The sequence below is a fragment of the Actinomadura livida genome (assembly GCF_014648675.1).
Taxonomy (GTDB): domain Bacteria; phylum Actinomycetota; class Actinomycetes; order Streptosporangiales; family Streptosporangiaceae; genus Spirillospora; species Spirillospora livida.
Map to the genome: position 1 here is coordinate 79,070 of NZ_BMRO01000007.1, position 25,028 is coordinate 104,097.

Below are 25,028 nucleotides of genomic sequence, written 5' to 3' on the forward strand. Positions count from 1 at the left end.
GTGCTGGTTTGGGTATGAAACGGTGGCCGACGGCGTGTGCCGCCGGCCACCGGCCGTTCGTACCGCCGCGGTACCCGGGCTCAGCCCACGGGCTCCAGGTCCGGCGACGCCGGGGAGGCCGGGGGCGCCGGGGAGTCGCCCTCGCGGATGCCGTACCGGCGGTAGAGCCCGGCGAGCGGTCCGGGCGCCCACCAGTTCGCCCGGCCGAGCAGCCGCATGGTCGCGGGGACCAGCAGCCCCCGGACGACCGTCGCGTCCAGCGCGATCGCGATGACCATCCCCACGCCGACCATCTTGATGAACGTGATGCCCGAGGTCGCGAAGGCGCCGATGACGACGATGAACAGCAGCGCGGCGCTGGTGATGATCGCGCCGGTGCGCTGGACGCCCGCGGCGACCGCGGCGGTGTTGTCGCCCGTCAGGTCGTACTGCTCGCGGACGCGCGAGAGCAGGAACACCTCGTAGTCCATCGAGATCCCGAACAGCATCGCCAGCATGAGGATCGGCATGGCGGGGGCGATCGAGCCGGTGGCGGTGAAGCCGAGCAGGCCCGACAGGTACCCGTCCTGGAAGATCAGCACGACCGCGCCGAACGTGGCCGCCAGCGACAGCGTGTTCATCACGATCGCCTTCAGCGGCAGCAGGACCGACCCGAACGCGAGGAACAGCAGCGCGAACGTCGCGCCCCCGACGAGGACCGCCAGCCACGGCATCGTCGAGCCGATGCTGCCCAGCGAGTCGGCGACCTCGGCGGCGGGGCCGCCGACGTGGACCTGCGCGCCCGCGGGCGGCGGGACGTCCCGGACCTCCCGGACGAGGTCGCGGACGGCCCCGGAGTTGGGGTCGGCGTCGTAGGTCAGCGCGATCCGGGTCGTGGTGCCCTCGGCGCCGGTCACGGTCGCGTCCGCCGCGCCGGGCAGCGAGGCCAGGCGGGCCCCGTACGCCTGGATCGCGCCCTGGTCGGACGTGCCGGTCACGACCGCCTCGATCGGGCTCGTCACGTTGCCCGGGAAGCGGGTCTCCAGTGCCTCGGCCACGACCCTGGCGTCCGCGCCCTCCGGCATGACCTTGGCGTCCATGCCGCCCCAGTTGATGCCCAGGAACGGGGCGCCGAGCGCGAGGAGCAGCGCGACCGTCGCCGTCGCGTAGACGACCGGGCGGCGCATGACGCTGCGGGCGACGCGTCCCCACCAGCCGTCGGCGCGGCCCCCGGCCGGCCGGCGCCGCCGGATCGACAGGGCGTTCACCTTCGGGCCGAGGGCGCCCAGCATCGCGGGCAGCACGGTCAGCGCGCCGGCCATGCAGACGAGCACGGTGGCGATGCCGCCGTAGCCCATGGAGACGAGGAACTGCTGGTCGAACAGGAGGAGGCCGGACAGTGAGACCGCGACGGTGACGCCGGAGACGGCGACGGTCCGCCCGGCGGTGGCCATCGTCGCTCCCATGGCGTCCTCGATCGACCGGCCGTCCCGCGCCAGCTCCTCGCGGAACCGGCTGACCATGAACAGCCCGTAGTCGATCGCCAGCCCGAGGCCGAGGAACGTCGTGATGTTCACCGCGAAGATCGACACGTCCGTCACGTACGTCAGCGCGTGCAGCGCGGTGAACGAGCCGAGGATCGCCAGGCCGCCGACCAGCAGCGGCATGCTCGCCGACACCAGGCCGCCGAAGATCAGCACGAGCAGGACGAGCAGCACGGGGATCGCCATGGCCTCGGCCCGGCCGATGTCGGCGGAGACCCGCTCGTTGACCGCGGTCTCCGTGCCGACCGCCCCGCCGACCTTGGCGGTGAGGCCGCCGCCGACCCGGGTCAGCTCGTCCTCGACGGCCTCGTAGGCGGCCTGGCGGGCGGCCTCGTCGGAGCCCGCGAGTTCGAGGACGGCATAGGTGGCCGTGCGGTCGTCGCTGACGAACTGGGGCGCCTTGGTGGACCAGTAGGTGCTGGTCGCCGCGATCTTGTCCTGCGGAAGGGCGTTCAGCGCCTGCTCGACCGAGGCGCGGTAAGCGGGGTCGTCGACGGTCGTGCCGCCCTCGTAGAGGATCACGACGTCCGCCGCGTCGCGGCCGAGGTCGCGTTCGGCGATCGCCGCGGCCTTCGCGCTCTCGCTTCCCGGCGTGTCGAAGCCGCCGGACGAGGACAGCGCCCCGAAGACGCCCGTGCCCCACACGCCGGCGAAGACGAGCGCGGCTCCGGCGACCGCCAGCACCCACCGGCGCCGCCGGTGCACCCACCGGCCCCATCGATCCAACATCGTCGTCTCCCCTGCTCGGTGACGTCCACTAACTCTGGTGAACGCTGTATACTGCGAACACCGTTAACTATGCATACGGTGTTAGCTTCCGTCAAGGGGGTTTCTCGGGAATCATGCGGGGACGGCTGGAACGAACAGGGCCTCGGACGGCGAGAGAGGGCGGCGAAGTGCAGACACGGCGCGATCGGCTGCGCGCGGCAACGGTCCGGGAGATCTCCGAGACCGCCCGCCGGATCCTCGTCGCGGAGGGCCCGGAGGCGGTGACGCTCCGGGCCATCGCCCGGGAGATGGGCATGACCGCGCCGGCCCTCTACCGCTACTTCGGCAGCCACGGCGAGCTGCTGCGCCACCTGGTCGGCGACCTCTTCACAGAGCTGACCGACGATCTGCACGCCGCGGCGAAGGAGGCGGAGCCGGGCGATCTCGGCGGCAAGTTCCTGGCGGTGGCCCGCCGGTTCCGCCGCTGGGCACTCGCGAACCCCCGCGAGTACGGACTGCTGTTCGGCTCGCCCGTGCGCGGCCGCCACGAGCACGAAGAGGTCGACTTCGCCGAGGAGTCCGCCCGCAGGTTCGGCTGGACGTTCATGGCCCTGTTCCTGGAGCTTTGGAACAAGCAGCCGTTTCCCGTCGTATCGGACGAGGAGATCGACCCCGCCCTGCGCTCCCAGTTGGCCCGCTACCGTGAGGAGGTCGGCGTGGACCTCCCGCTGGGCGTGATCCGGCAGTTCCTCAAGTGCTGGGTCAGGCTCCAGGGCGGTGTCAGCCTGGACGTCTTCGGCCATCTGGAGTTCGCCCTGGACGACGCCGAGCCCATGTTCGAACTGATGCTGTCCGAAATAGCCCCCGAGGTAGGGCTGACCTACACTCCGCCGCCCCGGGACGCTTGACCGACCGGGAGTACTTCGTGATCACCTGGCGCCGGGTCACCGAGGACGACTTTCCGCTGCTCGGCCACTGGCTGCGGCAACCGCACGTGGCGCGCTGGTGGAACCACGAGACCGCGCCCGAGGCCGTCGCGCGCGACTTCGGTCCCGCCGCCCGCCGCGAGGAACCCTCCGAGGACTGGCTGGCCCTCCTGGACGGGCGGCCGTTCGGCCTCGTCCAGCGCTGCCGGCTGGCGGACTACCCCGCGTACCGCGACGAGCTGTCCGCCGTGCTCCCCGTCCCGCCCGGCGCGGCGACCATCGACTACCTGATCGGCGACCCGGAGCTGACCGGACGGGGTCTCGGGCCGCGGATGATCCGGGCGATGATCGAGCGGACATGGGACGACTACCCGGAGGCGTCCTGCGTCATCGTCCCGGTGGTGGCGGCCAATGACGCGTCCTGGCGAGCCCTCGAAAAGGCGGGCCTGAAGCGCGTGGCCGAGGGCGACCTGGAACCGGACAACCCGGTAGACGACCGAGCCCACGTCGTCTACCGCATCGACAGGGACGCCCACCGGCCTTCACCGGGGACCGCACCCCCCGACGCCCAGTCCACCTAGACCACCGGACGCGCGGCGGCACCTTCGGTCAGACACATTTCGTTCAGACGCACTGCTCTGCGGCTTGGGCGAACTCGCTGGTGTAGGCGAGTCTGCCCACCGCGTTGAGATGGATGTCGTCGCTCCCGAACCAGACCTGCGGATTGTTCGGCATGTAGCTGTGGTGGTCCCAGGAGTGCTCGGCGAAGTCCTGGAGCTTGACGAGATCCGTCGCCGAGGCGTTGGCCAGGCTGCGCATCTCGTGTGTGAGCTGCTGGGCGGCCGACGCATAGAGCCAAGGGTCGGAACCCCAGTAGCGGGCCAGGTTGTCGGGCGGGGTGATGAGCACGACGCACTTGCCCGCGGCGGTCAGCTCCGCCACGTACTGCCCGATCGCGGCCTTGGCGGCGTCGAGGCGGGTCTGGCGTTCGGCCGCGTCGGAGATCCAGGCGGTCTGGCCGGCGTCGTTGGCGCCGAGCGCGAGCACGAATCCGTCGGGATCGTGCGCGAGAAGGCCGCGGACCTCGTCGAGGAGCTCGTATGCCGCCTTGTCGATCCCAGTACGCGGCTGCCCATTGGAATTCGGTGGCGCAAGCCAGTACTTGCCGCTCTGACCTTCGACCTCGGCCCGTATCCCGGCCGCGTTGAAGTTGCCTTCGATGTACCCCTGGATATGCGTCTGGTTGTAGGTGGCGTCGTTGAGCGAGGCGGTCAGGCTGTCGCCCACGGCGACGACCTTGGGCTGGTTCGCCGAGCCGTTGGAGAACGGATAGGTGTACACGGTGCACGCCCCGTCTGGAGCGACGAAGCGGGGCGACAGATATGTCACCACGGGGATGCCCTGGAGCGTCGAAAGGTCGCCGGGCTCCTGGGTGAAGCCGCCGGGGGTTTCGCTCGGCAGGTTGTCCCGGCGCAACTCCCAGGTCTCGGTGGACGCGTCGGTCCACGCGCCGCCGGGGAGCGTACGGCGCTGCAGCGCGGTGGCCGTCAGCACCGGGCCGTAGACCGAGTCCTGGGTCTGGTACTCGACCCGCCAGGCGACACCGGGTGCCTGGCAGGCCGCGGTGCCGGTCGCGGCGGAGGCGGCCGGCGGAGCCGCCACCATCACGCCGAGGAGGGCCGCGCCGACGGCGGCGGTGATCGCGGGTCTGCGGACGCGTGAGGTCATGGGCGGTCATCCCCTGGGAGCGTGGGCTACGGGCACTGCGCGGCGGCTTGGGTGATCTCGCTGGTGAGATGGAGCTTGCCGAGGCCGTTCAGGTGAAGGTCGTCGCTGGTGAACCAGACGTCCTGGCCCTGGCTGTAGGTGTGGTGGTTCGCCGAGAGCTGGGCGAAGTCGCGGAGCTTGAAGTCGTCCGTGGCCGACGCGCTGGCCTGGGCGCGCAGCTCCTGATTGATGGATTGTGCCGCCCACGCGTAGTGCCAGGGGTCGGCGGTCCAGTAGGTCGCGAGGTTGTCGGGGCCGGTCACGAAGACCACGCACTTCCCCGACGAGCGCAGCTCGTCCAGGATCGTGCGCAGCCCGGTGATCGTGGCGTCGAGCCGGGCCTGCCGGTCGGCCTGCGTGCCCGCGAGCGCGATCCACCCCGCGTCGTTCGGGCCGAGCTCGATCACGTACCCCTGCGGGTCGTGCCGGAGCAGGCCGCGGTACTCGTCCAGCAGGTAGTTGTCGGCCTTGGCCAGCCCGGTCGCACCGGGATCGGCGACCCAGCGGCGTCCTCCGTGCCCCTCGACCTCGGCCCGCATGCCGGCGGCGGTGAGGTTGCCCTGCACGTACCCCTGAAGGTGCTGCTGGTTGTAGCTGGAGTCGTTGAGGCTCTGCGTGAGGCTGTTCCCCAGGACGGCGATCTTCGGATCACCGGCGCTCCCGTTGGCGAACGGGGCGAGATACACGGTGCACGCCCCGTCGGGGGCGACGAACCGAGGCGACAGATAGGTGACGACCGGGGTCCCGCCGATCGCCGCGAGGTCTCCCTGCTGCTGCTGGAAGGGGCCTGCGAAGGGGTTGTCCCACGCGTTCGGCGGGTGGTCCCAGCGCAGTTGCCACGTTTGCGTCGAGGCGTCGGTCCATGACCCGCCCGGGAGGGTCCGGCGCTGCAGCCCCGTGGCGTGGGCGACCGGCCCATAACCCGAACTGGTGATTTCATAGTCGACCCGCCAGGAGACGCCCGGCCCCTCGCATGTCTGGGTGCCGGTCTCCGCGACGGCGGGCGGCGCGTTCACCAGCCCTCCGGCGGCGAGCACCGCCGCACTCGTTCCGATAGCCACTGACCTGCGGATACGCGATGTCACTGGTGACCGCCTTCGTGGGGGGTTCCCGCGCTCCCACCATCCCACGAATCGTGCCACTGAATACTGGCCTAGTGCGGTCACCCCCGCGCGTGCGAAGGCCCCCGGAGCTCTCGGTGAGTCCGGGGGCCTTCGGATGTCCTCAGTAGGAGGGCTGGCTGGGGTCGATCTGCTTGACCCAGGCCAGGACGCCGCCGCCCACGTGGACCGCGTCGGCGAAGCCGGCGTTCTTCACGACGGCCAGGGCCTCGGCGGAGCGGACGCCGGACTTGCAGTGCAGGACGATCTTCTTGTCCTGCGGCAGCCGCTCCAGGGCGGAGCCGTTGAGGAAGTCGCCCTTCGGGATCAGCGTCGCGCCCGGGATCGAGACGATCTCGTACTCGTTGGGCTCGCGGACGTCCACCAGGAAGATGTCGTCGCCGTTGTCCTGCATGGCCTTCAGGTCGGTGACGGTGATGGTGGAGTCCTGGGCGGCCTCGGCGGCCTCGTCGGAGACCGCGCCGCAGAAGGCCTCGTAGTCGTCCAGGAGCGCGGTCTGCGTCGGGTTCTTGCCGCACAGCGGGCACTCGGGGTCCTTGCGGACCTTGACCGACCGGTACGTCATCTCCAGCGCGTCGTAGATCATCAGGCGGCCGACGAGGGGCTCGCCGATGCCGGTGAGCAGCTTGATGGCCTCGTTCACCTGGATGGAGCCGATCGAGGAGCACAGCACGCCCAGGACGCCGCCCTCAGCGCACGACGGGACCATTCCGGGCGGCGGGGGCTCGGGGTACAGGCAGCGGTAGCACGGGCCGTGCTCGGCCCAGAAGACGGACGCCTGGCCGTCGAAGCGGTAGATGGACCCCCACACGTACGGCTTGCCCAGCAGGACGGCCGCGTCGTTCACCATGTAGCGGGTCGCGAAGTTGTCGGTGCCGTCGAGGATCAGGTCGTAGCCGGAGAAGATGTCCATGACGTTGTCGTTGTCGAGCGCGGTGTCGTGCACGACCACGTCGATCAGCGGGTTGATCTCACGGACGGTCTCGGCGGCGGACTCGACCTTCGGCTTGCCGAGGGACGACTGCCGGTGGATGATCTGCCGCTGCAGGTTCGACTCGTCGACGACGTCGAAGTCGATGACGCCGAGGGTGCCGATGCCCGCGGCGGCGAGGTAGAGCAGGGCGGGGGAGCCGAGCCCGCCGGCACCCACGACCAGGACCTTGGAGTTCTTCAGTCGCTTCTGCCCGGACATGCCCACGTCGGGGATGATCAGGTGTCGCGAGTAGCGGTTGACCTCGTCGCGGGTGAGCTCCGCTGCGGGCTCGACCAGAGGTGGCAACGACACGGTGGGTGCTCCTGTGCTGACGTACGGCTGAGGTAGGGCGGGGACGTCTTCGTCCTCATCCCGCACAACCTTGCCATGTGCCGCCGCATTCCCGGGCGGCGGCGCGGCCGCGACGCCGTCCGCCCCCCGATGTCAGGGCGTAATGTCGCGAAGCACAGTTAATCTTGACTGTTGTGGCATTCCTGCCTCCCTCCCAGCAGCCGCCCCCTCCGCGGCCTCCGGGCATGCCCGGGGGGCCGCCGGCCGGTCCGTACCAGGGTCCGCCGGGTCCGCCGCCCGCCCCGCGGGTGACCGTGCTCGGCCTGCGCGGACGGCAGTGGATGGTCGTCGCGCTCGTCGTCGGATGCTGCTACCTGGTCACCACCGGCATCTCCTTCACCGGCGCCTGGACGACCCTCAACCGCGAGCCCACCACCGCCGAGCTGCAGCGGGCCGCGAACAAGGAGGTCGCGCAGCGGTGGCGGGCGTGGCCCGCGCAGCGCGTCTTCCCCGGGCGGATCCCCTACGTGCCGGGGAGGGGGCACACCGAGTACGCGTCCCGGACGGGCATCGTCCCGGACACCGGCTGCGGCCAGGCCGCCGAGCCCGAGATCGCCGAGATCGTCGGCAGGCACGGCTGCAAGGCCGTCCTGCGCGCCACCTACGTCGACGAGCTCGAAGGCGTCGCCGTCACGGTCGGCGTCGTGGTCTTCGCCGACCCGTTCAAGGCCGACAGGGCGTACAAGGAACTGCCCCGGTCGAAGAACTCGCAGGGGAGCGGCTCGGTCAGTCCCGCACTGCACGCGGCGCCGTTCCCTGGGACCGCGTCGGCCCGGTTCATCGACGACGCCCGGCAGGACCGAACCGTCGACCGCGCCGGCCCGTACGTGGTGCTGACGACGTCCGGGCAGACCGACGGCCGCCCGGCGTCGGCGGTCAAGAAGAAGCGGCCGGGCGCGCCGTTCGCGGTGGCGCCGCAGCTCGGGCACGCGATCGCGCGGGCGCTGGCCGCCAAGTCGCTGCCCGACTGCTCCAGGCCCGAGTGGCAGTGCTGACGGGAGACGGGACGGGAAGGGCGATGAGGGGATTGCGGAGGGCCGCGGGCGCCGTGGCCGCGGTGGCACTGGCCGGGGTGTGGCTCGCGCCCGTCCCTGCCCACGCCGACGTGATCCGCGACTCGCAGGGACCCGTCCTCGTCACGCTCGGCATGGAGACCGCCTGGAAGGTCACCAAGGGCGACGGCGTGACCGTCGCCGTCCTCGACAGCGGTGTCGACGCGAACCACCCGGATCTGAAGGGGTCGGTCACCACCGGCCCCAACATGATCAAGGAGATCGACGACGGAGCCGCCCCCCTGCGGGTGCACGGCACCGCGATGGCGTCGCTGATCGCCGGGCACGGCCACGGCCCCGGCGGCCGCGACGGCGTCATCGGGATGGCGCCGGAGGCCAGCGTCCTGTCCATCCGGGTGATCGCCGAGGAGGGGGACGAGAACTACCGGCGCTTCCGGACCACCGACGAGGCCGAGGACGCGCTGGCGCGCGGCATCCGCTACGCCGTCGACCACGGCGCCGACGTGATCAACCTCTCGCTCGGCGGGCCCGGCGCGGGCGACGGGGACCGCGCCGCCATCGGCTACGCCATCGGCAAGGGCGTGGTGGTCGTCGCCGCGGTCGGCAACGACGGGGACAAGGAGCGCTTCCGCGACGAGGACGGATTCACCCGGTACTCCTACCCGGCGTCCTATCCGGGCGTCATCGCGGTCGCCGCGACCAGACTGGACGGGACCCGCGCGGAGTTCTCGAACCGCAACTACTCCGTCCTGCTGTCCGCGCCGGGCCAGGGCCTGGTCGCCGCCCGACCCGGCGACGGGTACCACGTCAGCAGCGGGACCAGCGACTCCACCGCGCTCGTCTCCGGGATCGCCGCGCTGATCCGCGCCAGGTACCCCGACCTCCCGCCCGCGCTGGTCTCCCAGGCACTGATCGAGAGCACCGGGAACGGCCGCTCCCGCGATTACGACGCGGGGCTCGGGTTCGGCACGGTGCACGCGTCCCGCGCCCTCGCGGCGGCCGGAGCCCTGTCCTCCGCCGATGCCCGGGCGGACGAGGACAAGCCGGCCGGGCAGCGGTTCGGGGCGGACCCCGGCCCGGTGGAGGTCATCGAGCGGCCCGCCTGGGTCCGCCCGCTGATCATCGTGATCGTGCTGGCCGGGATCGGCGGGACGGCCGCCGCGGGCGCGATCTCGCTGGCGTTCCGGCGCCGCCACCCGAAGCCGCCGCCCCGGCCGCCGGCCGCCGAGCCGCCGAGGAGGGGGCCGGGGACGGGCGGCCCGCCGATGAGCGGGCGGCCGTTCACGCCGTACGGTCCGCCCTACGGTGGCGGCGGGAGGCGTTGAGCGGCCAGAATCGGCGGGTGCGCGCAGAACCTGACGAGTTCGCCGAGGCCGTCCTGGACGCGGTCGAGCTGATCCCGCCGGGCCGCGTCCTCTCCTACGGCGACGTCGCCGAACTGGTCGGGCGCGGCGGGCCCCGCCAGGTCGGGCGCGTCATGTCCCTGTACGGGGGCGGCGTCCCGTGGTGGCGGGTCATCCGGGCGGACGGGAGCCCGCCCGCGTGCCACGAGGGACGCGCCCACGAGCACTACCGCGCCGAGGGGACCCCGCTGCGCCCCGGCGGCCGCCGCGTCGACATGGCCCGGGCCCGCTGGTCCGGCCCCTCCTGACCCACACGGTCCCTCCGCCGCCGCGAGACCACCTTCGCGACATGCGTGCGTTGTGGTCAGAACAGTCACGGTGATCTGTTCCAATGAACTGTTGTGCCGTCTGCTTCCTACCGTCTCGTGCGCCGCGCGGGCCCCGCGCGGGCCGTCCCGCCCGTGCTCGACGCGCAGCAGCGGCGGGTGGTGGAGCATGCCGGCGGGCCGATGCTGGTGCTCGCGGGGCCGGGCACCGGGAAGACGACGACGATCGTCGAGGCCGTCGTCGACCGCATCGAGAACCGGGGCGCCGACCCGGAGCGCGTCCTCGTCCTGACGTTCAGCCGCAAGGCGGCCGGGGAGCTGCGGGAGCGCATCACAGGGCGGCTGCACCGCACCACGCGGACACCTCTCGCGCTCACCTTCCACAGCTACGCCTACGCGCTGCTCAGGCGGGACGCCGTCCTGAACGAAGAGCCCGCGCCGCGGCTGCTGTCCGGGCCGGAGCAGCTTCTTGAGGTGCGGCGCCTGCTGGAGGGCGAGTTGGCGGACGGGGCGCGCGACTGGCCGGAGCGGCTGAGAGCCGCCCTGGCCACCCGAGGGTTCGCCGAGGAACTGCGCGACTTCAGCCTGCGCGCGGCGGAACGGCAGTACTACGCCGAAGACCTCGTCGCGCTCGGCCGCATGCGCGGGCGCGACGACTGGCCCGCCATCGGCGGGTTCATTGAGCGGTACGCCGACCGGTTCGCGCTGGACCCCGTCCCCACCTACGACTACGGCGAGCTGATCCACATGGCCGCCGCGATGCTGGCGGACGAGGAGGTGCGCATCCGCGAGCGCAACGCCTACGACGTCGTGTTCGTGGACGAGTACCAGGACACCGACCCCGCGCAGGAGGCCCTGCTGCACCACCTCGCGGGGGAGGGCCGCGACCTCGTCGTCGTCGGCGACCCCGACCAGTCGATCTACGGGTTCCGCGGCGCCGACGTGCGCGGCATCCAGGAGTTCCCCAACCGCTTCCTCACGCTGGACGGCGACCCCGCGCCGGTCGTCGCGCTGCGGACGTGCCGCCGGATGGGCCCGGAGATCCTCGCCGCGTCCCGCCGCATCGCGCGCCGCCTGCCCGCGGGCACGGCGGGCGCGGCCGAGCACCGCGCGCTCCACCCGGTGGAGGAACTGGAGGACGGCGAAGTCCGCGCTGCTTCTGTCAGGGGGGGCGACCCCCCTGGACCCCCCGATGAAGTGCGCGCTGCTTCTGTCAGGGGGGGCGACCCCCCTGGACCCCCCGATGAAGTGCGCGCGGTGATCGCCGACTCCGAAAGCCAGGAATCCGCCCTGGTGGCCGACGAACTGCGCCGCGCGCACCTGCTCGACGGCGTCCCGTGGTCGCGGATGGCGGTGCTCGTGCGGAGCGCCGTGCGGCAGGTCCCGGTGCTGCGGCGCGCACTCGCCCAGGCCGGTGTGCCGGTGGTCGTCGCGGGCGACGAGGTCCCCCTGATCGGTGAGCCCGCCGTCCGCCCGTTCCTGATCCTGCTGCGCGCGGCCTTGAAGAAGGACTACCTGGACGAGGTCGTCGCAGAGGACCTGCTGACCGGGCCGCTGGGCAGGGCGGACGCACTCGCCATGCGGAGACTGAAGCGGGCCCTGCGCGACCTGGAGGAGCTGTCGGGCGGGCAGCGTCCCCTCGGGGAACTGCTGATCGCGGCGGTGAACGACCCGCGTGAGCTCGTGCTCGTCCACGAGAGGGTCCGCGCGCCGGCCGAACGGGTCGCGCACCTCATCGAGGTGGCGCGGCGCAGCGCCCACGACGGCGGCACCGCCGAGGACGTGCTGTGGGCCGTGTGGAAGGAGAGCGGCCAGGCCGACGTGCTGCTGGAGCAGAGCGCCAAGGGCGGGACGCGCGGCGCGGCGGCCGACCGCGACCTCGACGCCGTCGTGGCGCTGTTCGACCATGCCGCCCGGTTCGTGGACCGGCTGCCCCAGGCCGGGCCGGAGCTGTTCGTCGACAACATCGCGTCCCAGGAGATCGCCGGTGACACGCTCGCCGAGCAGGCGCCCCAGGGGGAGGCCGTCCGCATCCTCACCGCGCACCGCTCCAAGGGCCTCGAATGGGACGTCGTCGTGGTCGCCGGCGTCCAGGAGGGCGTGTGGCCCGACCTCCGGCTGCGCGGGTCGCTGCTGGGCGTCGAGGAGATGGTGGAGCACGCCGCGGGTTCCGAGGCGGACGGCGAGGTCGTGGCCGGCGCCTCCATGGCGGCGAAGATGCTGGACGAGGAGCGCCGCCTGTTCTACGTGGCCGTCACGCGCGCCCGGCGGCGGCTCGTCGTCACGGCCGTCGGGGGCGACGACACCGAGGAGCGCCCGTCCCGGTTCCTGAACGAGCTCCTCCCCGGCGCGATCGAGCGGTCGCAGCTGGACGAGCGGACGCGGTGGCTCTCGCTGTCCGCGCTGGTCGCCGACCTGCGCTCCGCCGTCGCCGACCCGTCCCGCCCGGAGCCGCTGCGGCGCGCCGCGGCCGCGCACCTGGCGCGGCTGGCCCGCGCGGGCGTGCGGGGCGCGCGGCCGGAGAACTGGTACGCCATCACCGCCCTGTCCGACGACGGGCCCGCGTTCGCCGGCGACGAGCCCATCACGATCTCCCCGTCGCAGGTCGAGACGTTCACCACCTGCGGGCTGCGCTGGCTGCTGGCCTCGGCGGTCGGCGCGCAGGAGGGCGGCCCCAACGAGTACAGCACGATGGGCAAGGTCGTCCACGCCGTCGCCGAGATGGCCGGCACCGACGACGGCGTCGACGAGGTCCACGTCGCGCAGCGGCTCGACGAGATCTGGAACGACCTGGAGTTCCGCAGCTCCTGGTACTCCGAGAAGCAGCGCGAGCAGGCCGCCCGGATGGTGGACAAGTTCCTCTCCTGGCACCGCGACAACCCCAACGAGGTCGTCGCGCTGGAGGAGTCGTTCAAGGTCGACCTCGGCCGCGTGGTCATCAAGGGCCGCATCGACCGCGCCGAGCGCGACGAGCAGGGCCGCGCCGTCATCATCGACGTCAAGACCTCGTCCACCGCCGTCCCCAAGGACGACCTGGCGCGCCACCCGCAGCTCGGCGTCTACCAGTACGCGGTGATGCTCGGCGCGTTCGAGCGGCACGGCCTGATCGAACCCGGCGGTGCCAAGCTCGTCCAGGTCGGCAAGGCCGCGTTCGCCGCGAAGGCGCGCGAGCAGGCGCAGCCGCCGCCCGCCGACGACGCGGACCCCGAGTGGCCCAAGAAGCTGATCGAGCTCGTCGCGACCGGCATGGCCGGCGACGTGTTCCAGGCGAGGGCGAACGACAAGTGTCGCACCTGTCCCGTACGCTCGTGCTGCCCCGTCCATGACGAGGGCGGCCAGGTAGGTGAGTAGCCAGGCAGGCGAGTAGCCGTCAGGCACCGGGCTCGGGGGGAGTGGGGTGATCACGCCGGGAGAGCTGGCCCGGCTGCTGGAGATCCCGGAGCCGACCGACGAGCAGGCCCGGGTGATCGAGGCTCCGCTGGCGCCGATGGCGGTGATCGCGGGCGCCGGGTCCGGCAAGAGCGAGACGATGGCCGCACGGGTCGTGTGGCTGGTCGCGAACGGCTTCGTCCGGCCCGAACGCGTCCTCGGCCTCACCTTCACCCGCAAGGCCGCCGCCGAGCTGGGCGCCCGCGTCCGCAAGCGGCTCGACACGCTGCGCGAGGTCCTGCCAGGCGACGAGCTGGAGCGGCTCGGCGGCGACGCCCTGTTCGACGGCGAGCCGATGGTGTCGACGTACCACTCGTACGCCGCGCGGCTGTTCGGCGACCACGCGCTGCGCGAGGGCCTCGAACCGACGATGCGGCTCATCTCGCCGGCCGTGGCCTGGCAGATCTGCTCGCGCGTCGTGGACGCCTACGACGGCCCGATGGACCGCGTCGACTGGCAGCCCGACACCGTCACCAAGGCCGTCATGGACCTCGCCGGAGACCTGGCGGAGCACCTGCGGACGCCCGAGGACGTCCGCAAGGTCGGCGCGTGGCTGGACGAGCGGTTCGCCGAGGTGAAGAAGCCGCTGAAGGCCCAGCGCGACATCCTCGCCAAGCACGCCGTCCGCGAGCAGCTGATGCCCCTCGTCGAGGCGTACGGGCGGGCCAAGGCCGGCCGGGAGGTCGTCGACCACGGCGACCAGATGGCCCTGGCGGCGCGGATCGCCTACAAGCATCCCGAGGTCGGGATGATCGAGCGGTCGCGGTTCTCCGTCGTGCTGCTGGACGAGTACCAGGACACCAGCCAGGCGCAGCTCGTCCTGCTGAAGTCGCTGTTCGCGGGCGGGCACCCGGTGACGGCCGTGGGCGACCCCTGCCAGTCCATCTACGGGTGGCGGGGCGCCAGCGCGGGCAACCTGCTGCGGTTCGCCCACGACTTCCCGCTGCGGCCGGGGGCCGCCGGGGGGCGCCCGGTGCCGGCGCCCGTCGTGCAGCTGAGCCGCTCGTTCCGCAACGGCGAGCGGATCCTGGAGGCCGCCGCCACGGTCCAGGAGGAGCTCCGCGCGGAGACGAAGGCCGTGCCGCGGCTGATCCCCGGCGCGGGGCGGGAGGGCCGGGGGCGCGTCGAGTGCTCGCTGTTCCCCACCGTCGAGGACGAGGCCGACCGCATCGCCGCGCGCATCGCCCAGCTCATCGCCGCCGATCCGGGCACCGCCCCCGACGGCGGCCCGCAGCCGGAGCCGCTCCGGTACGCCGACGTCGCCGTCCTGGCCCGGAAGCGATCGCAGTTCCCGCTTCTGAGGCGCGCGCTGGAGGCCCGCGGCATCCCGGTGGAGGTCGTCGGCCTCGGCGGGCTGCTCACCGTCCCCGAGGTGCAGGACGTCGTCGCCACGCTGCGGGTCATGCACGACCCGACGGCCGGCGCGTCCCTGGCCCGGCTGCTCACCGGCCCGCGCTGGCGGCTCGGCCCGCGCGACCTCGTCGCCCTCGGCCGCCGCGCCCGCACCCTCGCGCAGGAGGCGGCCCGCGACGTCACCCCGCCGGAGACGGCCGAGCCCCAGGAGGCCGAACCGTCGGAGGAGGCGGGCGAGCAGCCCCCGGAGGACGGCGCGGACCCGCTCCGGCAGCTCGTCAGCGAGCTGAACCAGGAGACCGGCAGCCTGGTCGACGCGCTCGACGACCTCGGCCCCCCGGACGCGTACTCGCCGGAGGGCTACGGGCGGCTGCGGCGGCTCCGCGACGAGCTGCGCACGCTGCGCGGCCAGGTCGGGCTGCCGCTGCCCGACCTCGTCAACGAGGTGGAGCGCGCGCTCGGGCTGGACATCGAGGTCGCGGCGCGCTCCGGGCTCGACCCCGTCACCGCCCGCGCCGACCTCGACGCCTTCATCGACGCCGCCGCCACGTTCGCCGGCGACGCCGAGGACCCGACGCTCGGCGCGTTCCTCGCCTACCTCAAGGCCGCCGAGACCGAGGAGTTCGGGCTGGAGGCCGGGCGGGTCGGGGAGACCGACAGCGTCAAGCTGCTCACCGTCCACGCGTCCAAGGGCCTCGAATGGCCGGTGGTCGTCGTCCCCGGCCTGTCGTACGTCCCGCAGAAGAACGGCGCGCCCGCCAAGGGCTCGATCTTCCCGTCGCCGCCGCAGAACGCCACCCGCTGGACCGCGAACCCCCGCGTCCTGCCGTTCATGCTGCGCGGCGACCGCGCCGACCTGCCGCCGCTGAGCGGGCTCGACAAGGACGACCTCGCCGCCTTCGACCAGGCGTGCTCCGACCGCGACCTGCGGGAGGAGCGGCGGCTCGCCTACGTCGCGGTCACCCGCGCGTCCAGCCTGCTCATCGCCACCGGCTACTGGTGGGGGTCGTCGGGCCGCCCGCTCGGCCCGTCGCCCTTCCTGGAAGAGGCACGTGCCGCCTGCCTCGCCGGCGGCGGGTCCGTCGCCGTGTGGGCCGACCCGCCCGAGGAGGGCGCCGCGAACCCGCTGCTCGCCGACCCCGACGAGGAGCAGTGGCCGGTGGCGCCCGGCGACCGCGGCCGGTCCGACGTCTCGGCGCGCGGGCGCTACGAGGCCGTCGTCGAGGCGGCCCGCATGGTCGGGGACGAGATGGCCGGGCGGACGCGGCACTGGTCCGGGGACGCCGGCCTGTCCGACGCCGACCGCGCCCGCATGACCGCGTGGGCGCGCGACGTCGAGCTGCTCCTCGCCGAACGCGACCGCGGCCGCGGCGGCGACGGGCTGCTGGTCGAGCTGCCCGCGCACCTGTCGGTGTCGTCGCTGGTGTCGCTGGCCCGCGACCCGGCGGCGCTGGCCCGGCAGATCCGCCGCCCGATGCCGCGCCCGCCCGCCCCCTACGCGCGGCGCGGCACCGCGTTCCACGCCTGGCTGGAGAGCCGCTGGGGGCAGCAGCGCCTCCTCGACCCCGACGAGCTGCCCGGCGCCGCCGACGAGGGCGCCGCCGACGACGCGCACCTGGAGCGGCTGCGGTCCCGGTTCGAGGAGTCGGAGTGGGCGGCGCGGGAGCCGCTCGACATCGAGGTCCCGTTCGAGACCGTCATCGGCGACCGGCTGGTCCGCGGCCGGATGGACGCCGTGTTCCGCTCCCGGGACGGCGGCTACGAGGTCGTCGACTGGAAGACCGGCTCGCCGCCGTCCGGGGACGAGGCGCGGTTCGCGTCGGTGCAGCTCGCCGCGTACCGGCTGGCGTGGGCGGAACTGGCCGGGGTGGACGTCGGGCGGGTCAGCGCGGCGTTCCACTACGTCGGCGCGAACGTCACCGTCCGTCCCGCGGACCTGCTCGACGCCGCCGGCCTCGCCGCGCTGCTGGACGGCGTCCCCGCTGCCTGATTTTCCCGGAATGTCGGGTGATGTGCCGCACGCACCCCTGTTCACCGAACGTCGTTTCAGGGATGATCCGGGCAACAATCCGAGGAGGCGGGACGTGACGGTGACCCATGACGAGAAGGTCGTACGCGAGTTCTCCAAGCAGGCGGCGGGCTTCGCCGACCCGGCGCGCAACTCCGCCTTCACCCGTCATCTGGACCGGCTCGTCCATTTCATGGAACCGGAGCTCGACCTCGAGGACATCGTGCTGGAGGTCGCTGCCGGCACCGCGCTCGTGTCCCGCGCGATCGCCCGGCGCGTCCGGCACGTGACGGCCCTCGACCTCACCCCGGCGATGCTCGCCGAGGGCAAGCGCGACGCCGACCACGCCGCCCTCATGAACATCACCTTCGCGCACGGCGACGCGACGGCCCTGCCGTTCCTGGAACGGTCGTTCACGCTGGTCGTCACGCGCTTCTCGCTCCACCAGGTCGCCGATCCGGAGGCCGTCGTCCGGGAGATGTGCCGGGTCGGCCGCCCCGGCGCCGCGCTGATCATCGCCGACCTGGTCCGCCCCGACGGCGTGCCGGGCGACCCGGACCGCATCGAGCGCCTCCGCGACCCCTCGCACGGCACCGCCCTCACCGAATCGCGCATCGCCGAGATCGTCACCGCCTGCGGCGCGGACGTGAAGCGGTCCGACCGGTTCGACTGGGTCCGTCCCCTCGACCCGTGGCTGGAGTTCTCCGAGACCCCCGACGACGCCGCGGCGCAGATCCGCCGGGAGCTCGCGGACGAGCTGGCGGGCGGCCCGCCCACCGGCATGCGCCCGAGCGAGGTCGACGGCGTCCTGCACTTCACGCACACCTACCTCTTCCAGCAGGCGATCGTCGGGTAACGTTTTCGACCAAGTGTTCGACGCGGGTCGCTCATGTGTTCTATGTTGTCGAACATGGGTTCTAGCACCGTGGGTTCTGTCGCCGGGCGGTCCCTCGATCGCGAGCCGGCCGCGCTGGCGATGCGCATCGGCGTCGTCGCGGCCGAGGCGGCCCTCGCCACCTTCGCCCGCAACCTCGACCTGGACGACCTGGCGGACGGCGTCGACTTCCAGGGCGCCATCGGCCCCGCCGAATGGCCGGTGTTCTCCCTGGTCATCGACACCCTCGCCGAGGCCGGACCGGGCGACGACCGGTCCCTGGACGAGCGCCGCGCCGACGCCCTCAACGACCTGGCCCGCATCTGCATGGCCGCGAAGGCCCGCGTCGCCTGAGCGCCGCCCGCGGGGTGCCGGTCAGGGGATGAGTTGGACGCGCGCCCACGGGCACTGCGAGGCTGCCGACGTGTCGGTGTTGGGCGTTCTGGCGCTGGCCGCCCTGGCGGGGTGGCTCTACCTCGCGCTGGGCCACGGCGCCTTCTGGCGGACGGGCCCGGGACTGCCGGAGGGCGCCGACCCGCCCGGCTGGCCGCGGGTGGTGGCGGTGGTCCCCGCCCGCGACGAGGCCGCCGTGCTCCCGGAGACCCTGCCGACCCTGCTGGCCCAGGAGTATCCGGGCCACTTCGGCGTGATCGTCGTGGACGACGGAAGCACCGACGGCACCGCGGACGTCGCGGCCCGCCTCGGCGGCGGCCTCTCCGACGGGCTCGGCGGGCTTCGCGTGGTCGAGGCGGGGGAGCGGCCGCCGGGCTGGGCGGGCAAGGTCTGGGCGATGTCGCGGGGCGTCCAGGCGGCGGGCGAGCCGGAGTACCTCCTCTTCACCGACGCGGACATCGCCTACGCCCCCGGCACGGTGACGCGGCTCGTGCGCGTCGCGACGGCCGAGCGGCGCGACCTCGTGTCCCAGATGGCGACGCTCAGCACGCACACCCGGTGGGAGCGCCTGATCGTGCCCGCCTTCGTGTACTTCTTCGCCCAGCTCTACCCGTTCCGCCGCGTCACCCGCGACGGCGCCCGCACGGCCGCCGCGGCCGGCGGCTGCATGCTCGTCCGCCGCGAGACCCTGGCCCGCGCCGGCGGCCTCGCCGCGATCCGCGGCGCGCTGATCGACGATGTCGCGCTCGGGCGCCTGCTCAAGCGCGCCGGCGGCCGCTGCCGCCTGGACCTGAGCCGCGACGTGGTCAGCCGCCGCCCCTACCCGCGCCTCGCCGACCTGTGGACGATGGTCGCCCGCAGCGCCTACCACCAGCTCCGCTACTCGCCGGCCCTCCTCGCCGGCACGATCGCCGCGCTGCTCCTGATCTACGCGGTGCCGCCCGTCGCGGCCGTCACCGGATGGGCCGGCCTCGCCCTGGGCGCCCGGCACGCCGCCGTCCCCGCCGCGGTGGGCCTCCTCGCGTGGACGATCATGGCCGCCACCTACGCGCCCGTGCTCCGCTTCTACCGCCTGTCCGCGCTGCGCGCCCCGGCCCTCCCGCTCGTCGCCCTGATGTACGCGGCCATGACCGCCGATTCGGCCCGCCGGCACCGCGCCGGGCGTGGCGGTGCCTGGAAGGGCCGCACGGCCGCTCCCCAGGAGAGCCGGACGACGGGCAGCTGAACCCTTTTGGCGGGGTCATGCGCCCCTCAGAGGCCGAGGTCGTGGTCGCCGGCCTTCAGAGCCGCCTCAGCATCGCGCAGGTGTGCTCGGCCTACGGCGGGCTGAGCGATACGAACGGGCGTGCTTAGCAGGATCGAACAAATCCGACATCCGCATCCATCGTTCGGCGCTATTGGAGTAAGTGTCCAGTGACGTTACGGTCGGGTGGCCGTCGCCCGGACGGTATGGGGGATGACGAAGGGTTACGGGCCGATGTCCATCACAGTCCGCCATGTCCTGCGCGCCGTCCTGGCGTCCTGGCTCGGGGTCGCCCTCGTGGTGACCGCGCTGCAGGGGCCGGCCGCCGCGGCTCCCCAGGACGCCAAGCCTCCCGCCGAAGATCCGTTCTACCGCCCGCCCGAGCCCCTGCCGGAAGGGGCGTCCGGCGACATCATCAGGTCGCGCCCGGCCGTGTTCACCGTCGACCCGTTCGGCGGGTCGCCCGTCCAGGACGTCACGTCGTGGCAGGTCCTGTACCGGTCGGAGAACGTGCACGGCACGCCGATCGCGGTGTCGGGGATCGTCCTCGTGCCCACCAAGCCGTGGACCGGCGAGGGCCGGCGGCCCCTCGTCTCCTACGCGGTGGGGACGCGCGGCCTCGGCGACTCGTGCGCCCCGTCCCACACCCTCACCACGGGTCTGGACTACGAGGCACTGATGATCATCGACGCGCTCAACAAGGGCTGGGCCGTCGCCGTCACCGACATGGAGGGCCTCGGCACGCCGGGCGGGCACACCTACGAGGTCGGCCGCTCCCAGGGCAAGGCCGTGCTGAACATGGCGCGGGCCGCGCGGCGCCTTCCGGAAGCCGGGCTCGGCGGCTCGCCCGTCGCGGTCTGGGGCTACTCCCAGGGCGGGACGTCGGCGGGCTGGGCGGCGGAGCTCGCCGGCTCCTACGCGCCGGACCTGCCGATCAAGGGCGTCTTCGCCGGGGGAGTGCCCGCCGACCTGCACGCCGTCGCCGAGGGGCTCGACGGGTCGCTCTTCATCGCGCTGATGTTCATGGCCGCGGTCGGCTACGACTCCGCCTACCCCGGGCTGGACCTGGACGGGTACCTCAACGACGCGGGCCGCGAACTCCTGGAGAACGCCCGCGAGATGTGCCTGACCAGCGTGGACGGCGCCTCGACGCTCCTCACGACGGCCTTCAAGCGCATCAGCGACTACTCGACGGCCAACCCGCTGGACGACCCCGCGTGGCGCGCGGCGCTCGACGCCAACAAGCTCGGCGGGACGGCCCCGGGCGTCCCGGTCCTGCAGACCCAGGCCGTCTACGACCAGATCATCCCGTTCCAGCAGGCCGACACCCTGCACCGGGCGTGGTGCGCCAAGGGCGCCAACGTGACCTGGAAGACCTACACGCTCGCCGAGCACGCCACCGGCATGCTCTGGAGCCACCCCGACGCCATGAAGTTCATCACCGACCGCTTCGCGGACAAGCCCGTCCAGGGCAACTGCCCCCGCTGATCTGATCGGTACCGCGGGCCGAGGCCATCCCGTCCCCTCCGCGGGGCAGGATGGCCTCATGGATTTGGTGGAGTTCCTCCGAGCACGGCTGGCGAGGGACGAGCAGATCGCCCGCGACTGCTCCGGCCTCGCCTGGAAGACCGGGCCCTCCGGCACGATCCACACCGACCCGCAGCCTCCCGGCGACCCCGGTGACGCCGCCTATGTGGCGAAGGCGGAGAACGGCGCGTACGCCGAGCACATCGCCCGGCACGACCCGTCCCGGACCCTCGCCCAGGTGGCCGCCGTCCGCCAGATCCTCGACGACTACGAGAAACAGGCGTGGATCCTCGAACAGGGCCACCGGACGCCGGAAACCGAAGCGGCCCAGGTCGTCCGCGAGAACGTGCTGCGCCGCCTCGCGCTGCCGTACGCGTCGCATCCCGCATACCGAGATGATTGGCGCCCCTGACAGACAGGGGCGGGGCCCGTTATGTAACCTCGATGTGAGGCCGAGAGGCGCTGCAACGGGCGAGAGCCCGCCACGCTCGGCCTCGGAAGTCGGTGGAACAAGGGCGCCTCCCACTCAAGACGGGAGGTGCTCGAAATCAACGGCAACAAACTTCGCGAGCTACTGGAACGGCGGATCGCGGTCCTGGACGGGGCCTGGGGCACGATGCTCCAGGGCGCCGGCCTGGCCCCCGAGGACTACCGCGGCGACCGCGTGGCCGATGACCATCCGAAGGACGTCACCGGCGACCCCGACCTGCTCAACCTGACCCGCCCGGACGTGATCCTCGACGTCCACCGGCAGTACCTGCGCGCCGGTGCCGACATCACGACGACCAACACGTTCACCGCGACCTCCATCGGCCAGGCCGACTACGGGCTCGAGGGCCTCGTCCACGAGATGAACGTCGCGGGCGCCCGCCTCGCCCGCCAGGCCGCCGACGAGTTCGGCGGGCGGTTCGTCGCCGGGTCCGTCGGCCCGCTGAACGTCACGCTGTCGCTGTCGCCGCGCGTCGAGGACCCCGCGTACCGCGCCGTCACGTTCGACAAGGTCAAGGACTCCTACGCAGAGCAGATCCGCGGCCTCGCCGAGGGCGGCGTCGACCTGCTCCTCATCGAGACGATCTTCGACACGCTGAACGCCAAGGCCGCGATCGCCGCCGCCCGCGAGGCGGCCCCCGAACTGCCGCTGTGGATCTCGGTGACGATCGTGGACCTGTCCGGCCGGACGCTCTCCGGGCAGACCGTCGAGGCGTTCTGGCGCTCGGTCGAGCACGCCGAGCCCCTCGTCGTCGGCGTGAACTGCTCGCTGGGCGCCGACGAGATGCGCCCGCACGTGGCGGAGCTGGCGCGCATCGCCGGCACCTACACCGCCAGCTATCCGAACGCCGGGCTGCCGAACGCGTTCGGCGGCTACGACGAGACGCCGGAGGAGACGGCGGCCAAGCTCGCCGAGTTCGCCGCGTCCGGCATGGTCAACGCGGTCGGCGGCTGCTGCGGGACGGGCCCCGGCCACATCGCCCGCATCGTCGAGGCCGTCCGGGACGCCGCGCCCCGCCAGATCGCACGCACGCCGAAGGCGTCGCGGTTCAGCGGGCTGGAGCCGTTCGAGATCGGCCGGGACACCGGCTTCATCATGATCGGCGAGCGGACGAACGTCACCGGCTCCAAGCGGTTCCGCAGGCTCATCGAGGCGGGCGACCACCAGGGGGCAGTGGACGTCGCGCTGGACCAGGTGCGCGGCGGCGCGAACCTCCTCGACGTCAACATGGACGCCGACCTGCTCGAAAGCGAGCGGGAGATGACGACGTTCCTGAACCTGATCGCGACCGAGCCCGAGGTGGCCCGCATCCCGATCATGGTGGACAGCTCGCGGTGGAGCGTGCTGGAGGCGGGGCTGAAGACCGTCCAGGGCAAGGGCGTCGTCAACTCGATCAGCCTCAAGGAGGGCGAGGAGCAGTTCCTGGAGCAGGCCCGCCGCATCCGCGACTTCGGCGCCGGCGTCGTCGTCATGGCGTTCGACGAGACCGGCCAGGCCGACACCACCGAGCGCAAGGTGGAGATCTGCGGGCGCGCCTACGACCTGCTCACGCAGAAGGCCGGGTTCCCCGCCGAGGACATCGTGTTCGACCCGAACGTCCTCGCCGTCGCGACAGGCATCAGCGAGCACAACGGGTACGCCAAGGCGTTCATCGACGCCCTGCCGCTCATCAAGGAGCGCTGCCCGGGCGCGCGCACCAGCGGCGGCATCTCGAACCTGTCGTTCTCGTTCCGGGGCAACGAGGTCGTCCGCGAGGCGATGCACTCGGCGTTCCTGTACCACGCGGTCCGCGCCGGCCTCGACATGGGCATCGTCAACGCGGGGCAGCTCGCCGTCTACGAGAACATCCCGGCAGATCTGCTGGAACTCGTCGAGGACGTGCTGTTCGACCGCCGCCCGGACGCCACCGACCGGCTCGTGTCGTTCGCCGAGAACGTCAAGGGCGAGGCGACCAAGCGCGAGGTCGACCTCTCGTGGCGGGAGGCGCCCGTCGAGAAGCGCCTGGCGCACGCCCTCGTGCACGGCATCGTCGACTTCATCGAGGAGGACACCGAGGAGGCCCGCCAGAAGGCCGCCCGCCCCCTCGACGTCATCGAGGGCCCGCTGATGGACGGCATGAAGGTCGTCGGCGACCTGTTCGGGTCCGGGAAGATGTTCCTGCCGCAGGTCGTCAAGAGCGCCCGCGCGATGAAGCGGTCGGTCGCCTACCTCGAACCGTTCATGGAGCGGGAGAAGGAGGAGGCGCTGCGCGCCGGGCGCGTCCACACCGAGCGCGGCCAGGGCAAGATCGTCCTTGCGACCGTGAAGGGCGACGTGCACGACATCGGCAAGAACATCGTCGGCGTCGTGCTCGGCTGCAACAACTACGACGTCATCGACCTCGGCGTGATGGTCCCGGCCGCCAAGATCCTGGACACCGCGATCGCGGAGGGCGCCGACGCCGTCGGGCTGTCCGGGCTGATCACCCCGTCGCTGGACGAGATGGTCTCCGTCGCCGCGGAAATGGAGCGGCGCGGCATGCGGCTGCCGCTGCTGATCGGCGGTGCCACCACGTCCCGGCAGCACACCGCCGTGAAGATCGCCCCCGCGTACGAGGCGACGACCGTGCACGTGCTGGACGCGTCCCGCGTCGTCGGCGTCGTGTCGGACCTGCTGGACGAGGGCCGCGCCGAGACCCTCGCCGCCGCCAACCGCGAGGAGCAGGCCAGGCTGCGCGAGCAGCACGAGAAGAAGCAGCGCCGCCCCATGCTCGCCTACGAGCGGGCGCGGGAGAACCGCGAGGTGGTCGACTTCGGCGACCTGCCGACCCCGGCCTTCACCGGGGTGCGGGTGGTCCAGCCCGAGATCACCGCGATCCGCGAGATGATCGACTGGCAGTTCTTCTTCCTGGCGTGGGAGCTGAAGGGCAAGTACCCGGCGATCCTCGACCAGCCCGTCGCGCGGGAGCTGTTCGACGAGGGCAACGAGCTGCTCGACCAGATCATCGCGGACGGCTCGTTCGAGGCCCAGGGCGCCTACGGGTTCTGGCCCGCGCACTCCGACGGCGACGACATCGTCCTGCCCGACACGCGGTTCCCGATGCTGCGGCAGCAGACGTCCAAGCCGGAGGGCCGCCCGAACCGGTGCCTCGCCGACTACGTCGCCCCGTCCGGCGACCACCTGGGCGGCTTCGCGGTGACGATCCTCGGCGCCGAGGACCTCGCCGCCAAGTACGAGGAGCAGCAGGACGACTACAAGTCGATCATGGTGAAGGCGCTCGCGGACCGGCTGGCCGAGGCGTTCGCCGAGTACGTCCACCTGGAGGCCCGCCGCGCCTGGTTCGAGCCGGACGCCGACCCCCTCCTGGAGGACCTGCACGCCGAGCGCTTCCGCGGCATCCGGCCCGCGCTCGGCTACCCGGCGAGCCCCGACCACAGCCTGAAGCAGCGGCTGTTCGACCTGCTGGACGCGGGCCGCCTCGGCATGAAGCTGACCGAGTCGTTCGCGATGACCCCGGCCGCCAGTGTCAGCGGCCTGATCTTCGCGCACCCGGAGTCGCGCTACTTCACGGTCGGGCGCGTCGGCAAGGACCAGATCGAGGACTACGCCCGCCGCAGCGACCTCCCGGTCGCGGAGGTCGAGCGCTGGCTGGCCCCGAACCTGGCGTACGATCCGTCGTAA

At 72.7% G+C, this 25,028-nt stretch carries 17 protein-coding genes and 1 riboswitch; of the genes, 13 read left to right on the forward strand and 4 right to left on the reverse strand.

Annotation, left to right across the window (positions count from 1 at the left end):
- Positions 1-80 precede the first annotated feature (80 nt).
- Positions 81-2,252: an MMPL family transporter gene (locus tag IEZ03_RS17875; RefSeq protein WP_184881601.1), complete on the reverse strand. Its 2,172-nt coding sequence runs from the start codon at positions 2,250-2,252 to the stop codon at positions 81-83.
- A 167-nt stretch (positions 2,253-2,419) separates the two neighbouring features.
- Here IEZ03_RS17875 and IEZ03_RS17880 point away from each other — a divergent pair, with 167 nt between their 5' ends.
- Together IEZ03_RS17880 and IEZ03_RS17885 are read left to right on the forward strand one after the other, a co-directional pair.
- The gene (locus tag IEZ03_RS17880) at positions 2,420-3,139 is read left to right on the forward strand and encodes a TetR/AcrR family transcriptional regulator (RefSeq protein WP_184881603.1); all 720 of its coding nucleotides are present in this window, start codon (positions 2,420-2,422) and stop codon (positions 3,137-3,139) included.
- Positions 3,136-3,738 (forward strand): GNAT family N-acetyltransferase, encoded by a 603-nt coding sequence (locus IEZ03_RS17885; protein WP_221480592.1) that lies wholly within the window; start codon positions 3,136-3,138, stop codon positions 3,736-3,738. The genes IEZ03_RS17880 and IEZ03_RS17885 overlap by 4 nt, the downstream gene beginning before the upstream one ends.
- A gap of 43 nt (positions 3,739-3,781) precedes the next feature.
- On the opposite strand, the gene IEZ03_RS17890 is transcribed toward IEZ03_RS17885, so the two are convergent.
- The 3 genes from IEZ03_RS17890 to moeZ form a co-directional block, all read right to left on the reverse strand.
- Positions 3,782-4,885, reverse strand: coding sequence for an SGNH/GDSL hydrolase family protein (locus tag IEZ03_RS17890; RefSeq protein ID WP_184881605.1), 1,104 nt, complete (start codon positions 4,883-4,885; stop codon positions 3,782-3,784).
- Positions 4,886-4,911: 26 nt separating this feature from the next.
- Complete coding sequence (locus IEZ03_RS17895; protein ID WP_184881607.1) at positions 4,912-5,985, reverse strand: SGNH/GDSL hydrolase family protein; 1,074 nt, start codon at positions 5,983-5,985, stop codon at positions 4,912-4,914.
- A gap of 163 nt (positions 5,986-6,148) precedes the next feature.
- Positions 6,149-7,330: an adenylyltransferase/sulfurtransferase MoeZ gene (gene moeZ, locus IEZ03_RS17900; RefSeq protein WP_132044698.1), complete on the reverse strand. Its 1,182-nt coding sequence runs from the start codon at positions 7,328-7,330 to the stop codon at positions 6,149-6,151.
- A gap of 224 nt (positions 7,331-7,554) precedes the next feature.
- On the opposite strand from moeZ, the gene IEZ03_RS17905 reads away from it, so the two are divergent.
- The 11 genes from IEZ03_RS17905 (at position 7,555) to metH (ending at position 25,028) form a co-directional block, all read left to right on the forward strand.
- Positions 7,555-8,364: a hypothetical protein gene (locus IEZ03_RS17905; protein ID WP_184881609.1), complete on the forward strand. Its 810-nt coding sequence runs from the start codon at positions 7,555-7,557 to the stop codon at positions 8,362-8,364.
- A 23-nt stretch (positions 8,365-8,387) separates the two neighbouring features.
- Entirely contained in the window at positions 8,388-9,707 is a 1,320-nt protein-coding gene (locus IEZ03_RS17910; RefSeq protein WP_184881611.1) for a S8 family peptidase, read from the forward strand.
- A gap of 17 nt (positions 9,708-9,724) precedes the next feature.
- The gene (locus tag IEZ03_RS17915) at positions 9,725-10,033 is read left to right on the forward strand and encodes an MGMT family protein (RefSeq protein WP_184881612.1); all 309 of its coding nucleotides are present in this window, start codon (positions 9,725-9,727) and stop codon (positions 10,031-10,033) included.
- A 117-nt stretch (positions 10,034-10,150) separates the two neighbouring features.
- Entirely contained in the window at positions 10,151-13,402 is a 3,252-nt protein-coding gene (locus IEZ03_RS17920) for an ATP-dependent helicase (protein ID WP_229808370.1), read from the forward strand.
- Positions 13,403-13,448: 46 nt separating this feature from the next.
- Positions 13,449-16,823 (forward strand): ATP-dependent helicase, encoded by a 3,375-nt coding sequence (locus IEZ03_RS17925; protein WP_184881616.1) that lies wholly within the window; start codon positions 13,449-13,451, stop codon positions 16,821-16,823.
- A gap of 94 nt (positions 16,824-16,917) precedes the next feature.
- Positions 16,918-17,697: a class I SAM-dependent methyltransferase gene (locus tag IEZ03_RS17930; protein ID WP_184881618.1), complete on the forward strand. Its 780-nt coding sequence runs from the start codon at positions 16,918-16,920 to the stop codon at positions 17,695-17,697.
- 54 nt (positions 17,698-17,751) lie between these two features.
- The gene (locus tag IEZ03_RS17935) at positions 17,752-18,069 is read left to right on the forward strand and encodes a hypothetical protein (RefSeq protein ID WP_132044684.1); all 318 of its coding nucleotides are present in this window, start codon (positions 17,752-17,754) and stop codon (positions 18,067-18,069) included.
- 28 nt (positions 18,070-18,097) lie between these two features.
- The gene (locus IEZ03_RS17940; RefSeq protein WP_184881620.1) at positions 18,098-19,333 is read left to right on the forward strand and encodes a glycosyltransferase; all 1,236 of its coding nucleotides are present in this window, start codon (positions 18,098-18,100) and stop codon (positions 19,331-19,333) included.
- Between the two features lie 252 nt (positions 19,334-19,585).
- Positions 19,586-20,839, forward strand: coding sequence for a lipase family protein (locus IEZ03_RS17945; protein WP_184881622.1), 1,254 nt, complete (start codon positions 19,586-19,588; stop codon positions 20,837-20,839).
- A gap of 58 nt (positions 20,840-20,897) precedes the next feature.
- Entirely contained in the window at positions 20,898-21,290 is a 393-nt protein-coding gene (locus IEZ03_RS17950) for a DUF6221 family protein (RefSeq protein WP_184881624.1), read from the forward strand.
- A gap of 36 nt (positions 21,291-21,326) precedes the next feature.
- Positions 21,327-21,405, forward strand: a riboswitch (S-adenosyl-L-homocysteine riboswitch).
- Between the two features lie 11 nt (positions 21,406-21,416).
- Positions 21,417-25,028, forward strand: coding sequence for a methionine synthase (gene metH / locus IEZ03_RS17955; RefSeq protein ID WP_229808371.1), 3,612 nt, complete (start codon positions 21,417-21,419; stop codon positions 25,026-25,028).